Source organism: Nocardiopsis alborubida (assembly GCF_012396365.1).
GTDB classification, from domain to species: domain Bacteria; phylum Actinomycetota; class Actinomycetes; order Streptosporangiales; family Streptosporangiaceae; genus Nocardiopsis; species Nocardiopsis alborubida.
On sequence record NZ_JAAXPG010000007.1, the window covers coordinates 79693 to 92301 of the forward strand.

Genomic DNA, 12609 nt, shown 5'->3' on the forward strand with positions numbered 1-12609 from the left:
CGGACGCGGGAGGCGCTCCGGCGGCGGTACGGCCGGCCTCAGCCCCGTGCGGGAGTGAGGTCGAGCTGGGCCCAGGCGACGTCGTGCCAGGCGTCGAACTTGCGGCCGACCCGTCGCATGAGGCCCGCGTCCTCGAAGCCCAGGGAGCGGTGCAGGCCCAGGCTGGCGTCGTTGGGCAGGGTCATGCACGCGACGGCGGTGCGCATGCCGCGTTCGGCCAGGCGGGGCAGCAGTTCCCGGTACAGGGCGCGGCCCGCGCCGGTGCGCCTGGGCCCCATGGCCAGGTAGACGCTGACCTCGCACGTCCACTGGTAGGCGTCGCGGGCGCGGAAGGGACCGCCGTAGGCGTAACCGACGATCCCGTCCGCGTCCTCCAGCACGATCCAGGCGTGCCGCCGCTGGGCCGCGGCGATCCGCTCGGCCATCTGCTCGGCGGTGGGCGGCTCGTACTCGAAGGTGATCGCGGTGTCGGTGACGTAGGGAGAATAGATCGCCGCGCACGCCGGAGCGTCCGCGGGTGTCGCGTCGCGGACGGTGAGGGTCGGCATCGAAGTCATGTCGACCATGGTATTCATCCGAGATCCCTATAGTGAACGTCATGAGCGACACACTGGGACCGGCCCTGGCTTCGACCCTGCGTGAGCTGCGCCGGTCCCGCGGGCTGAGCGGAGGGGCCCTGGCCGAGCTCTCCGGTGTCTCCCGGGGCATGATCAGCCGGATCGAGAACGGCGAGGCCCAACCCACCGCCTCCCTGCTGGGACGGCTCGCCGCCGCACTCGGCATCACCCTGTCGGAGCTGGTCGCCCGCGCCGAGCAGGGCGACCGCCGCCTGGTCCGCGCGCACGAGCAGCCCGTGTGGACCGATCCCGGGACGGGCTACCGGCGGCGCGCGGTCTCGCCCGCGGCCGGTGGCCCGATCGAGCTGGTGGAGGTGGAGCTGCCGCCGGGGGCGCGGGTGGGCTTCCCCGCACGGGCCTACGCCCTCACCCACCACCAGATCTGGGTGCTGGAGGGCACGCTCGCCTTCCGCGAGGGCGCTGCGGAGCACGTGCTGGAGCGGGGCGACTGCCTGCACCTGGGCCCGCCTGAGCCGTGCGAGTTCCACAACCCGACCGGAGAGGACTGCCGGTACCTGGTGGTCGTCTCCCGACGCGGAGCCTGAGGCCGCTGACCGGTGGACGGGCCCGGTGGTCATCACCGGTCCCCGGCGAGGCGCCGGGACGGTCCGTGCGGTCAGCTCGCGTCGAAGCCGCGCAGCATGGCACCGAGCGCGAAGTCGAAGCGGGATCCTGGCCCGGAGGACCGCCGGGCCCGCGCGGCCTCGGTGAGGAGAAAAGCCTCCCGCGAGCCCGGGTGGGCCGCTGCGCGTGTCTGGCCGGTCTGTGCCTGGTCCTCCGGTCCGCTGGCTGCCAGCACGGCGGCGTGGCCGACGACGAGATCGGCCACTGCGTACAGCATGTCCAGGGCCCGTTCCTGTGTGAAACCCGCGCTCCGCAGCGTCATGAGCGCGCTCTCCATGGTGCGTAGGTTCTGTGTGGTGATCGCGGGCCGGGTGATCACCAGGGGCAGGACGTTCGGGTGCGCCAGCAGGGTGCACAGGAGGACGTGGGCGTACTCGCTCAGGCCCTCCCGCCATGAGGCGGCCCTGGCCATCAGCGGAGCGGCCTGCGTGAAAACCTGCTCGACCAGCCCGTCCAACAGGTCGTCCTTGCTGACGACGTGCTGGTAGAGGGACATGGCCTCGACTCCGAGCTCCTGACCGATGCGGCGCATCGACAACGCCTTGAGTCCTTCGCGGTCGGCCAGCGCCAGGGCAGCTCGGAGGACAGCCTGGCGGGTGAGCCCGGCGCTCTGGCCACGGGTGCGGTTCGGGGACATGGCGGCCTTTCAGGCGTCACCGGTTCTTACGGCGTAAGTATAGTGAGAGCACAGGAAACTTATGCCGTAAGAAACAAGTCACCGAGCCCGAGGAGGACCGAGCTCATGACCCAGGCCGCGATGCGGTCGGCCGCGCGCCGGGCCCTGCCCGCACAAGGACGCGTCAGGCCATGACAAGCGGGCCCGTCGCCGCTACTCGCGCTGGTCTCGTGCGTGGACGCACCGTCGACGGCGTCCACGTCTTCAAGGGAGTCCCGTACGCCGAACCGCCCACCGGCCCCCGCGGGTTCCGCCCGCCGGAGCCGGTCGTTCCGTGGGAGGGTGTACGCGACGCCGGAGCCTTCGGCCCCACCGCGCCCCAGCCGGACTTCCCCCTGCCCGTGGAGCTGGCGGGCTTCTATCCGACCGTGGCCGGGGACGACTGTCTCAACCTCAACGTCTGGTCCGCCGACCTGGGCCGTGCCCGGCAACCGGTGATGGTGTGGGTCCACGGCGGCGGCTTCGACGGCGGAAGCAGCGTCCTCTACGACGGCGGGCGCTTCGCCCGCGACGGCGTCGTCCTCGTGAGCCTCAACTACCGGCTCGGCGCCGAGGGCTTCCTCGCGCCGGGAGACGGGGTCGCCAACCTCGCCCTCCTCGACCAGATCGCCGCACTGCACTGGGTACGGCACAACATCGCCGCCTTCGGCGGCGATCCGGACAACGTCACCGTGTTCGGACAGTCCTCCGGTGCCATGTGCGCGGGTACCCTGCTGGCCGTGCCTGCGGCCCGGGGGCTGTTCCGGCGAGCGGTCCTGCAGAGCGGTGCCGGGAACCTGGTCCAGACGCCCGAGACCGCGCGGCACATCGGTGAGTCGCTGGCCTCACACCTGGGTGTCGCGTTCACGCGCGAGGCGATCGCTGCGGTCTCCCGCCGACGACTGCTCGACGCTCAAGCCGCGGTGACGGCCGATCTGGCGTCGGCCCCCGATCCCCGGCGCTGGAACGGTGAGCCGGGCTCCAGGGTGACCGCCTGGCAGCCGGTCATCGACGAGGGCACCCTGCCCGCCCGGCCGCTCGACCTCGTCCGGACCGGTGCGGGCGCCGACGTCGACATCCTGATCGGCACCAACGCGGAGGAGGGCAGGCTTTCGCTGGTTCCCTTCGGGGCGTTGGCCGCTGTGACCGAGGCGGATCTGGTCACCGCCGCGAGGCTGTACGGGCTTCCGGCCGAGCGGGTCCGCGCGGCCTACGGTGCGGCCGATCGCGGTCTCGGGCCGGGTGACCTGCTGGCGCTGTTACAGCGCGACTGGTGGTACCGCGTTCCCGCCTACCGGCTGGCCGAGGCCAGGGCCGCGAACGGCACCGCGGTCCACATGTACGAGTTCGCCTGGCGCTCTCCCCAGTTCGGCGGCAGCCTCGGCGCCTGCCACTTCCTGGAGGTCCCCTTCGTCTTCGACCTCCTCGACGCCCCCCGCTTCTGGCCGCTGACCGGTACCAGTCCGCCTCAGCGCCTCGCCGACTCCGTGCATGCCGCCTGGGTCGCCTTCGCCACCCGGGGAGACCCGGGGTGGCCTCGCTACGACTTGCCCCGGCGGCCGGTGATGCGCTTCGACGACGCTCCTGCGCTCACCGACGACCACAGGCCGGAGGAGCGCGCCGTCTGGGACGGCGTCCGCTGAAGGGGTTCCCCGCCCCGGTCGCCGAAGCTGCCTCCGCACACCGGGACGTAGGCCGTCCCGGTGCCCGGGGCCGCGGGCCGGGGTCAGTCGACGAGCGCACGGACGAACACGGCGCGCTGGTCGGCCAGCCAGGACTGGCGGCGGTCCCAGCGCTCCCACCCGCCCGTCCGCTCCAGGTCGCGGGCGAACAGGCCGTCACCGTTCTCGACCCGCTCGGCCACGAAGACGCGGGCGACGGCCGTGTAGTCCTCGACCGTCTCGGGCAGGGCGCGGCGGTCGTCGACGGAGAGGCCGTAGGCGTCGGCGAGGACGCGCAGCCGGTGCGGGGCGACGCTCCCCTCGTGCGGGGCCCCGGCGGCCGACACCGGGTCGAGCGCGGGTGCCAGGTAGTAGGCCAGCGCCGCCACGTCCCAGACCGGGCGGCCCGGCGCGGCCAGGTCGAAGTCGATCAGGGCCGAGGCCCGGCCCCGGCGGAAGACGATGTTCTCCAGGCAGGGGTCGTTGTGGCACAGGATCGGACCGCCCTCGGGGTCGGCCATCCCGGTGGAGCCGGTGTTCCAGGCGGCCGAGGCGTCCACGGGCACGCGTGCGGCGGCGTCGTGGTAGCGGCGCAGCAGTTCGGCGGCCGAGCGCAGGGTGTGCTCGGTGAACGCCCAGTCGGGGAACGGCGGAAGGGCGACGTCCCCCTCCACGAAGGTGAGCTCCTCCCTGCCGTCGTCGCGCAGCCGGAGCGGCACCGGAGCGCCCCTGAACCCGCTCTCGGCCAGGGCGCCCAGGTGGGCGTGGATGGCGGGGGCGGCGGGTGTCGCGGTGCGCACGACGTGGCCGCCGTACCGGAACACCGTGGTCATCATGCCGCCGGCCAGCCGCTTCCCCCTGTTGTCGGTGCCGCTGTCGGTGTCGGTCGGGTGGGTCATCGCTCTCCTCGGGGTTGAGGACCTGCGGCGGCGGGTCTACCTCGAAACTAGTGCCAGCGCACGCCCGGGGGGAGGCCGCGCCGTGTCGAAGGTCGTTCCGGAGGAGGAAAAACCCGGTCACAGCCGGGGAACCGGGACCGGACGCGACCCCCGGGCCAGCGACTCGGCTCCGGCCACCCCTACCAGGGAGGCCGCCACCGCCGCGCGTACCGGCACCAGCGGCTCGGCGCCGCGCTGGGCGGTGTCGCGAAAGCCCCGCAGCAGGCGCACCGTGCCCTCGGCTCCGCGCTCCACGGGCGCCCCGTCCAGGATCAGCGCGGGCGGGACGCGCTCCTCCTCGCGGGCGTTGCCGTCGGGGCGGGTCCACCCCTCGTGGCGTACGCGCACCGACCAGGCGCGTTCTCCGCGTGCCCGTACCGACTCGGCCAGCCCGTGGGTGCCGCGCACCGACACCCAGCTCCAGTGGCTGTCGGGTTCGCCCTGGAGAAAGCCGTTGCGGGTGACGGCCAGGGCTCCCGTGGACAGGCGCACCACCATGGTGCTGGCCTGGCGCGGCGCGGCCTCGTCCACGGTGAACGCGCTGACCTCCACCGGGTGCGCCCCGGTGATCGCCAGGATCGGCGACAGGGAGTGGGTGCAGTAGGCGGTGGGGGCGATGCGCCCGCGCCAGTGGGCGGGGTCGCCGGTCAGCCCGGTGACGCCCTCGGGGGACATGCCGTGCAGGTAGTCGGCCTCGATGAGGCTGATCCTGCCCAGTTCGCCCGACCGGACGGCCTCGCGGACGAGCAGCACGTGCGGGTGCAGGGTGTAGTTCTCGGCCAGGGAGTAGGTCGCCGACGAGCGGTCGGCCGCCGCGATCAGCTCCCTCGCCTCGGCCTCGTCGGCGCACGCGGCGGTCTCGGAGAGCACGTGGACGCCGCGGTCCAGGAAGGCCCGGGCCAGGGGTGCGTGGGTGTCGAAGTCGTTGGCCAGGAGCACCCCGTCCAGGTCCTGGTCGAGCAGGTCCTGCCAGCGTCCGGTGAGGGTCGCACCGGGCAGTCGCCCGCGGGCCGCGGTGCGCGGGGCGGGATCGCGGTCGCATGCCGCCACCACGTCCATGCCCAGCCTGGCGGCCCACTCCGCCAGGTGCAGACCCATCCCCAGCCCCACCACTCCCACGCGCATGGGGGCATCATCGGTTCCCGCGCGGCCGCGGGGCAACGGATTTTACGCGCGGCACCGCGAGGCGGGCCCGAAGCGCCGGGCCTGGGGTGCGTCACGTGCGCGAAGCGGCCGCAACACCGGACCGCTAGCGGCTTCAAGCCAGACCGGCGGCGACCCACACGGTCCCGGCGCCGCCTGTCCGCCTCACCTGGACCTCCATCTCGGCGCCACCGCGCGGGGCCAGCGGCACGCGCAGGCGTGAGGGGGCACCGCCGAGCTCCAGCTCCGGCCCCGACGCCACCCCGTCGACCACCACCCGGGCCAGCCCCGTGGTGCCCGCGTCCGCTCCCCCCGCGAGCAGCACCCGCGTGCGGCCGGGGCCCTGCTCCCACCAGGTGTGTCCGACCGTCTCCCAGGTGTCGGAGGAACTGCTCCACTGGTCGTGTGCCCGCGCTGGCAGGACCGGACCGCCGACGGGCGGCGGGGCCTCCGGCACGGCGGGTGCGCGGGCCGCCGCGGCGGCCCCGCCCGATTCCTGTCGGGACGCCTCCAACCGGGCCAGACGGCGACGGATGTCGCGCAGCTGGTCGAGGAGCGTGTCCGGTCGGTTCACACGGCTCATGGCGTCTCCTCCACCGGTATGACGGTGAGTCGGATCAGTTCCTCCTCGGCGTCGTCGCCCGGGGAGACCTCGTACTCCACGATCCGGGTCGTGACGTCGACGGGACCGGAGAAGAACGGGTCGTCGATGATGACGCGGGCCGGATCGCCGACCCGGTAGGTGCCCAGATACGGCGGGCGGTCGGCGCGCACGGTCAGCTCGGGGAGGGTGACGGGGTGTTCGAGGTTGTGTCGGCGCTGCTCGGCGAGGGCCCTCAACAGGCTCCGGTCGCTGATGTCGAGCGCGGCCACGGCGCTCTCCAGCAGAGGCAGGGGCCGTGGACCGGGCGCGGCCGCCGCCGCGTACTCGATCAGCTGTTCGGCGCCGTTTCCCGCGCCTCGGGCGAACACCCGGGTCGCCGCGTCGGCGGCGTCCACCGGCCAGACGAAGTCGACCAGCCCGGCCCCGTACTCCCACAGGTGCGCGGTCCCCGTCCGGCCCAGCTGGGGTGAACCGAAGAGGACCGACCGCTCGGGGACTCCCCGCACGTAGCGGACGTCGGAGACGAAGTCGAAGCCGTCGGCGGCGTCGGACAGGTCGGAGAGCGCCTCCAGGACCGGCTTGAGGTCGAAGGGCTGGTAGGTGGCGGTTCGGGGAACGTGTGGGGCGGTACCGCTCCGGCGTACACGGATGCCCAGGTCAGCGCTTGGCGGCCTCTGGGCGAGGCCGATCAGCGTCTCGGCGATGGAGAGCTGGTCGACGCCCTCGCCTCCCCCGGCCGGAAAGCGGACCGGCGGCTGCTCCGCGATCGGGACCCCGGGGGACAGCGGGTGGGGGAGGACGAAGCGGTGCTCGAAGTAGGAGAGGAAGTCGGCGGCGCTCACTTCCAGCATGCCGTCCGCGGCCGCGTAGCGGGTGGTCCAGACGATCCCGCCCCACACCAGGACGCCGTCGCGGTCCACGTACAGCGCGGTCCTGCCCGGCTCGGTGAGCCGTCGGGGCGCCAGCGCCCGCACGGCCGGGTCGCGGGTGGGCAGACTGCCGCGGAAGGTGCCCGGGGCGTTGAGGACACGGGTGAAGCCCACTCCGGTCAGGGGGAGGTCGCCGATGATCTCTCCGCTGAGCAGATCGGCGACGTAGTAGGTGTAGGTGGCGCTCATGGCGCCGTGGCGGGTGTGTCGGGGAGGCCGGCCTCCCAGGGCGCGTCCGTGTGCCAGGACACGTTCAGGTACACCCACTCTCCAGCGACGATCGCACCGGGGTCCACGCGCGGCAGGTTGTCGAGGTATAGGACGTTGCCGGCTACGGCGAAACGCCTGATGCCCACCGTCGTGCGCACGAGGGTGTGGAAGGAGCCGGAGGAGGGCAGGAACGCCTGGTAGTCGGCCAGGGAGCCCAGTGTCGGCCGTCCCTCGTCCGTCGTCTTGGCGACGCGCCCGGCCATGTGGACGGTGTCGTCGACGCGGCGGATGCGCAGCGAGGACACCTCCGTGCCGCCCTCGGAGTAGGTCCAGTCGGGCACCAGCCCCGTGAACTCCAACCAGCCGGTGTCGCGGTGGCGGCGGTGCACTTGCCAGCGGTCGCGGTGGAAGGACTCCAGGTCCCCGGTGTCGAGCCGGTGCAGGTACAGGCCCTGGTGTGGGTTGACCGGACGGGACGCCTCGTCGCGTACGGGCAGCACACCGCCCACCGCGCAGGTGAAGGGGTACTCGCGCCACAGCGCCCTGATGTCCGTCCCGATCACGAACTCGGCGTTGGCCGCCACCCTCACGAGGGCCAGCCGGATCGCGGGCCCCTCGGGTTCGGGGGGCTCCCACCCCTCGCTCTCCTGGCCTGTGATGACCACGATCTCCAGCGCCCGTGAGTCGGCCGTGCCGGTGAGCAGGGCCGCGATGAGGTCCGTGCGGTCGTGGACCTCCTCCGGCGGATAGTCCTCCAGAAGCCGGATCGTGTGGGTCTCGGGCAGGGTGACCAGGTAGGGCCCCTCGTCGGTGTCCATCACCGCCTGGAACGGATCGACCGAGAGGACCCCGGGCCCGGACCCGGTCGCCTGGCTGACCCTGCCGGGCGTTCCCGGTCCGGGACGGAAACCCGAGCGGACCCGCCCCGGACGGGTGTCCTCGCCGGTGGCTGGCGAGACCAGCAGCCCGGTGGACAGGCGTGCCTCCTGGGCGGTCATCTCGTTGACCCACGCGGGCCGACGTGTGTTCATGGCTGGGGAGTTCTCCTCCGTGGTCGTGGAAACGGTGTGTCGTCAGAGCCACGCGTCGCGCCAGACCCCGCTGAGCCGAGCGCCGGGGTCGCCGTCCGCGGTCCGGAACGTGATCTGGTTGGTGCCCGGGGCGAGGTCGAACCACCGCGAGCCCGACCGCAGGGCGGACCGGCGCGACACCGACCCCGGTGACGTGGACGTACCGAGCAGGACCGTGCGCGCGTCCACGTCGACGTCGAGCCGCTGCCCGGAGCGGAGCGTGATGTCGAAGGCCAGCTGTTCGCCGGTGACGGCGTTCTGCACCACCGGGTCCACGCAGGGCCCGGTGATCTCCCACCGTGGGGCCGTCTGGATGGTCCCGGCGTTGCGCGCGGTGAACCGGCCCCCCTGCTCCTCACCGAAGCCGAGGGGGAAGGACAGGGGGAAGGACAGGCCCGGCGGCCGGGTGGGAGGCGCCGTGGTGGCGCGTCGCTCCTGGTGGGAGTAGCGGGTGGGGTCGGGCGCGGTCACCTGCAACGACCATTCGAAGGCGTAGGGGGTGGTGTCGCGGGTGCGGCTCCCGTCGGTGAGGCGGACGCGTACCTGGCGGGTCGCGGTGTGTTCGCGCACCACGAGGGGAAAGAGCCGTGATCCGTCGGCGAGCAGGGCGGCGAAGGTGTCCTTGGCCCGTTCCTTCGTCGCGCGCGAGGGCGCTATCGCGACGCCCTCCAGGGTGATGACCCGCGGTGTCCGGTAACTGGGCGCGTCGAAGGCTCCGTGGCGCTGCGGGCGGTCGGTGAGGTCCACGCGCGGCGGCGGGGACCCGGTCCACCCCTCGTCACTGACGACCCACCACTCCACTCCGTGCTCGTCCCGGCGGTTGCCCGCCCAACGGCCGAGTTGGAAGACGGGCAGTTGCAGTTCCTCGTTCATCGTTTGCCCGCCCAGACCAGTTCGCGTTCGACCATGCGGCTGATTTCGTACTCGGACTGCCCCGCACGGGGGTAGACGTTGATGGTGACGCCTTCGGACGAGGAGGCCCTGGACATGGTCCCTGGTCCGCGGCGCCCTGCCGTGGCCGCGCCGACGACTCCGGAGGTGTCCGCCCACAGACCCGGGGACGCGGGTGAGGGCACCAGCCTGTGCATGGCCGCGTCCACTGCGGGCGCGCTGGCGTTGATCCCCCGCGCCAGACCCTCGCCCACCGCCAGTCCCAGGTCCGCCATCACGCGTGAGGGCGAGTTGATGCCCAGGGCGTCCTTGACGAAGCCGGGGATCATGTCCGTGACGAACCGTTTGATGGTGTCGACGATCCCGCTCGCGGCGTTCTTGATGCCCTGGATGAAGCCCTCGATGAGCTGCCTGCCCTTGCTCACCAGGGTCGTGCCGAGGTTGCCCAGGGCGTTCATCGCGCGGCCCGGCAGCTCCCTGACGAATTCCACCGCCTCGGAGATCCGGCCGCTGACCGCCTCGACGACCCGGGCGAACGCGTCACGGACGGTGGTGATGATGCCGCGGATGCGTCCGATGACGCTGAGGACGGTGTTTATCGCCCCCGTGATGACGGTCGTGACGGTGTTCCACACGGTCCGCACGATGGTGGCGACGGTGTTGAAGGTGGTGGAGATGATGTTGCGGATCGTGTTGACGACACCGGAGATCACCGCCTGGATGTGCGGCCACACGGTGGCGACGAGGGTGGAGATCGACGTGAAGACGGACTGGATGACCCCCCAGACAGCCGCGATGACCGGCTGGACCACCGCGAGGACGGCGTTCAGCGCTGAGGTGATGATCTGCTGGATGTGCGGCCAGACCGTGACCACCAGGTTGCGGATGTTCTCGAAGACGGGTTGGACCACCGACCAGATGGCCGAGAAGACGCCGGTGACGATGTTCCGGAACGTTTCGCTGTTCTGGTAGGCGGCGATGAGGCCGGCCACGAGCAGGGTGATGCCGGTGACCAGCAGGCCGATGGGGTTCATGCGCAGGACCGTGTTGAGGAGGCGCTGCGCGCCCGCCCAGAGCTGGGTGGCGACCGTGATGGCCTGCTGCACGACGGGGAGTTGGCGCATCGTGCCCATGGCGGTGAGGAGCTCGCTCCCCACGGTGCGCAGCTCGACGCCCAGGTTGCGTACCTCGGTCACGGTGCCCAGCAGGGACTCGCGCATGGACGAGACCATCGCCGGCAGTTCGGCCATGGCCCCCGCGGCGTCCTGGACCTGGCCGACCATCTCGCTGACCGAGTCGACGGTGGTCGTCACCGCGTCCCGGTAGCCGAGAACGGTGGTGACGGCCTCGGTGACGGCGGGGTTGGCGGTCTTGAAGGAGTCGACCATCTGGGTGACCTGGTCGGTGACCAGGCCGGCGAACCCCTGGCCGATGTCGTTGGTCGCCTGGCTGACCGCCTGGGAGACGGACCGCTGCAGTTCCTGGATCAGCCCGCTGACCGCCTGTTGGGCGCTACCGGTGATGGCGGCGACTTCGCTCAAGGTGGCTCATGTCCTTTCCGGTCAGGGCGCGTCATGTCCCGAAGAAGTCACGCAGTTGCCGGTCGGTCGCCTCCGGCACGGTCGCGGCGGTACTTCGGCCGGGGTGGCCCTCGGGGCGGGGGACCGGGTCGGGAGGCGAGGGCGCCCTGCGCTTCCTGTCCGTGTGCGCCGAGGCGAACAGCCAGTTCCCGACCGCCTGGTGATCGGCGACCAGCGCGAGCAGGTGCTCGGCCACCCCCCACTGCGCCGCGTCGCCGTGCATGGCGCGGACCAGGGCGCTGTCGCGCGGAAGGTGGGCGAGCAGCACCCGGAGCCGTCGCGCGCTCAGCCGCCCGCGGTGGTAGTCGAGCAGGTCCACCCCGTAGACGCGCAGGAGGTCGGCTTCGATCGCCTCGGCGTGCTCGGTCAGGAGCGCGTCGAGGGCGATCCTTCCCCCAGGCTCATCCCCGTCTGCGCTCCGTATGCCGTGAGGATCGCCTGGACGTCCTGCACGCTCACGTCGTGCTTGGCGAAGCGGGCGAACTGGTCCTCGCCCAGGAGCACCTGCAACAGGCCGTCGAGGTCGGAGGGGCCGAGTTCGGCGAGCCTGCTCGCCGCCTGCCGTGGGAGTTCGGTCGGCAGGCGGTAGACCTCGTCGTCCAGTTCGAACTCCCAGTGCTGCCCCAGCGCCTCCAGGCGCTGGGCCCGGGCGGCGTTGACGTTGAATCGTTCCATGGTCGTGGCGGTGTCCCTTGCTCGTGGCGGTGGCTGGGGGCGGCTCAGGTGGCGGCGGGCGCGGGCGGGGCGGCGGGTTCTTCCTCTCCGCCGTCCTGACCGGCGTCGTGGGTGAGCCAGACGACCATGTCGTGCGGGTTCTCCGAGGGGGCGATGGCCTGGAAGGTGACGTTGAGCTGCACGGCGGCGGAACGGGTGATCTGCACGTCCTCGCTCTCCGTCACCATGCCGCGGGGGATGACGAACCGGGACAGCACGCCACCGTCGGAGAACTCCACGAGCAGTGCCCGCTCGTCCGGCTGGGGAGCCGCGGAGAGGCTGGCGCGGGTCGTTCCGTTCTCGGTACTCGCCCCGGGGTCGCCGAAGAAGAAGGAGAGCGTGTCCCTGTTGATCTGGAGCAGGGCGAAGGTCACCGTGAACTCGCGCTCGCTGTAGGCGAGCCGGACCGGCGCGGTGTGCTGCCAGGACTGCACGGCCTCCAGTGAGTCCGCCTTGGTGAAGGTCACGCCCTCCTCGTTGGTCAGTCCCAGATCACTCCACACGGGGGGCAGGTCACCGGTCGCGTCGGGGACCGGGGTGTTGGCTGGAGCGACCAGCACACGTCCCGTTCCTCCGACCCGAACCTCCTTGGTGTTCGCGGCCATGAGCGTTCTCCCTCTTTCGCGCCCCCGGGACCAGGACCCGCTCACGCGGCCGGGGGCGGGACCGCGTGCTGACGTGTTCGTTCCGCGCGGCGGGTGTCGGCGCTGTACCCGTCGCGCGGGGGATCTGGAGAGCGGACGGGGACGCGGAATCCCGCGCCCCGGCCCGGTGGCGCCATTCCTCCGCAGGCTTCGGCGAACGCGTCCCAGCAGCCGACGAGGAGCATGCGGGACAAGGAGTGCGCATCACAAAAAAGCCTCTGAGGTAAAGACGTCGGAATCCGCGTCGGATCGAGGAGGCGAACGGCGATAAATCGTTTGTCCGGCGACCTCTCCAACACCACTGATTCTTGGTGATGGCGCGGTCGGGT

Annotated in this window: 14 protein-coding genes; 2 read left to right on the plus strand and 12 right to left on the minus strand. The window is 72.1% G+C overall.

Annotated features, from left to right (window positions below):
* Positions 1 to 38: 38 nt before the first annotated feature.
* Complete coding sequence (locus tag HGB44_RS09225) at positions 39 to 566, minus strand: GNAT family N-acetyltransferase (protein WP_082768274.1); 528 nt, start codon at positions 564 to 566, stop codon at positions 39 to 41.
* Positions 567 to 598: 32 nt separating this feature from the next.
* Here HGB44_RS09225 and HGB44_RS09230 point away from each other — a divergent pair, with 32 nt between their 5' ends.
* On the plus strand, positions 599 to 1162 hold the full coding sequence (locus HGB44_RS09230) for a helix-turn-helix domain-containing protein (protein ID WP_061079727.1): 564 nt from the start codon (positions 599 to 601) through the stop codon (positions 1160 to 1162).
* A gap of 71 nt (positions 1163 to 1233) precedes the next feature.
* On the opposite strand, the gene HGB44_RS09235 is transcribed toward HGB44_RS09230, so the two are convergent.
* Positions 1234 to 1878 (minus strand): TetR/AcrR family transcriptional regulator C-terminal domain-containing protein, encoded by a 645-nt coding sequence (locus HGB44_RS09235; RefSeq protein ID WP_061079728.1) that lies wholly within the window; start codon positions 1876 to 1878, stop codon positions 1234 to 1236.
* A gap of 170 nt (positions 1879 to 2048) precedes the next feature.
* On the opposite strand from HGB44_RS09235, the gene HGB44_RS09240 reads away from it, so the two are divergent.
* Positions 2049 to 3539 carry a carboxylesterase/lipase family protein gene (locus HGB44_RS09240; RefSeq protein WP_061079729.1) on the plus strand — a complete coding sequence of 497 codons (1491 nt, stop codon included), beginning with the start codon at positions 2049 to 2051 and terminating at the stop codon, positions 3537 to 3539.
* An 83-nt stretch (positions 3540 to 3622) separates the two neighbouring features.
* On the opposite strand, the gene HGB44_RS09245 is transcribed toward HGB44_RS09240, so the two are convergent.
* The 10 genes from HGB44_RS09245 to HGB44_RS09290 form a co-directional block, all read right to left on the minus strand.
* A complete protein-coding gene (locus HGB44_RS09245) occupies positions 3623 to 4456 on the minus strand; it encodes a phosphotransferase (protein ID WP_061079730.1) in 834 nt (277 codons plus the stop codon).
* A gap of 117 nt (positions 4457 to 4573) precedes the next feature.
* Positions 4574 to 5620, minus strand: coding sequence for a Gfo/Idh/MocA family protein (locus HGB44_RS09250; RefSeq protein WP_061079731.1), 1047 nt, complete (start codon positions 5618 to 5620; stop codon positions 4574 to 4576).
* Positions 5621 to 5753: 133 nt separating this feature from the next.
* Positions 5754 to 6221: a hypothetical protein gene (locus HGB44_RS09255; protein ID WP_061079732.1), complete on the minus strand. Its 468-nt coding sequence runs from the start codon at positions 6219 to 6221 to the stop codon at positions 5754 to 5756.
* Positions 6218 to 7360: a hypothetical protein gene (locus tag HGB44_RS09260; RefSeq protein ID WP_061079733.1), complete on the minus strand. Its 1143-nt coding sequence runs from the start codon at positions 7358 to 7360 to the stop codon at positions 6218 to 6220. The genes HGB44_RS09255 and HGB44_RS09260 overlap by 4 nt, the downstream gene beginning before the upstream one ends.
* A complete protein-coding gene (locus tag HGB44_RS09265; protein ID WP_061079734.1) occupies positions 7357 to 8412 on the minus strand; it encodes a hypothetical protein in 1056 nt (351 codons plus the stop codon). Before HGB44_RS09265 ends, HGB44_RS09260 begins: the two co-directional genes overlap by 4 nt.
* Positions 8413 to 8454: 42 nt before the next feature.
* On the minus strand, positions 8455 to 9324 hold the full coding sequence (locus HGB44_RS09270) for a phage distal tail protein (protein WP_061079735.1): 870 nt from the start codon (positions 9322 to 9324) through the stop codon (positions 8455 to 8457).
* Positions 9321 to 10883 (minus strand): phage tail protein, encoded by a 1563-nt coding sequence (locus HGB44_RS09275; RefSeq protein WP_061079736.1) that lies wholly within the window; start codon positions 10881 to 10883, stop codon positions 9321 to 9323. Before HGB44_RS09275 ends, HGB44_RS09270 begins: the two co-directional genes overlap by 4 nt.
* A gap of 31 nt (positions 10884 to 10914) precedes the next feature.
* A complete protein-coding gene (locus HGB44_RS09280) occupies positions 10915 to 11241 on the minus strand; it encodes a hypothetical protein (protein ID WP_168443992.1) in 327 nt (108 codons plus the stop codon).
* Positions 11242 to 11288: 47 nt separating this feature from the next.
* The gene (locus HGB44_RS09285) at positions 11289 to 11597 is read right to left on the minus strand and encodes a hypothetical protein (RefSeq protein ID WP_061079738.1); all 309 of its coding nucleotides are present in this window, start codon (positions 11595 to 11597) and stop codon (positions 11289 to 11291) included.
* 44 nt (positions 11598 to 11641) lie between these two features.
* On the minus strand, positions 11642 to 12241 hold the full coding sequence (locus HGB44_RS09290; RefSeq protein ID WP_061079739.1) for a phage tail tube protein: 600 nt from the start codon (positions 12239 to 12241) through the stop codon (positions 11642 to 11644).
* Positions 12242 to 12609: the final 368 nt, after the last annotated feature.

Coding starts and splice junctions, on each gene's coding strand:
- HGB44_RS09225 (WP_082768274.1), bottom strand. CDS start 566: ATGGTCGACATGACTTCGATGCCGACCCTCACCGTCCGCGACGCGACA.
- HGB44_RS09230 (WP_061079727.1), top strand. CDS start 599: ATGAGCGACACACTGGGACCGGCCCTGGCTTCGACCCTGCGTGAGCTG.
- HGB44_RS09235 (WP_061079728.1), bottom strand. CDS start 1,878: ATGTCCCCGAACCGCACCCGTGGCCAGAGCGCCGGGCTCACCCGCCAG.
- HGB44_RS09240 (WP_061079729.1), top strand. CDS start 2,049: ATGACAAGCGGGCCCGTCGCCGCTACTCGCGCTGGTCTCGTGCGTGGA.
- HGB44_RS09245 (WP_061079730.1), bottom strand. CDS start 4,456: ATGACCCACCCGACCGACACCGACAGCGGCACCGACAACAGGGGGAAG.
- HGB44_RS09250 (WP_061079731.1), bottom strand. CDS start 5,620: ATGCGCGTGGGAGTGGTGGGGCTGGGGATGGGTCTGCACCTGGCGGAG.
- HGB44_RS09255 (WP_061079732.1), bottom strand. CDS start 6,221: ATGAGCCGTGTGAACCGACCGGACACGCTCCTCGACCAGCTGCGCGAC.
- HGB44_RS09260 (WP_061079733.1), bottom strand. CDS start 7,360: ATGAGCGCCACCTACACCTACTACGTCGCCGATCTGCTCAGCGGAGAG.
- HGB44_RS09265 (WP_061079734.1), bottom strand. CDS start 8,412: ATGAACACACGTCGGCCCGCGTGGGTCAACGAGATGACCGCCCAGGAG.
- HGB44_RS09270 (WP_061079735.1), bottom strand. CDS start 9,324: ATGAACGAGGAACTGCAACTGCCCGTCTTCCAACTCGGCCGTTGGGCG.
- HGB44_RS09285 (WP_061079738.1), bottom strand. CDS start 11,597: ATGGAACGATTCAACGTCAACGCCGCCCGGGCCCAGCGCCTGGAGGCG.
- HGB44_RS09290 (WP_061079739.1), bottom strand. CDS start 12,241: ATGGCCGCGAACACCAAGGAGGTTCGGGTCGGAGGAACGGGACGTGTG.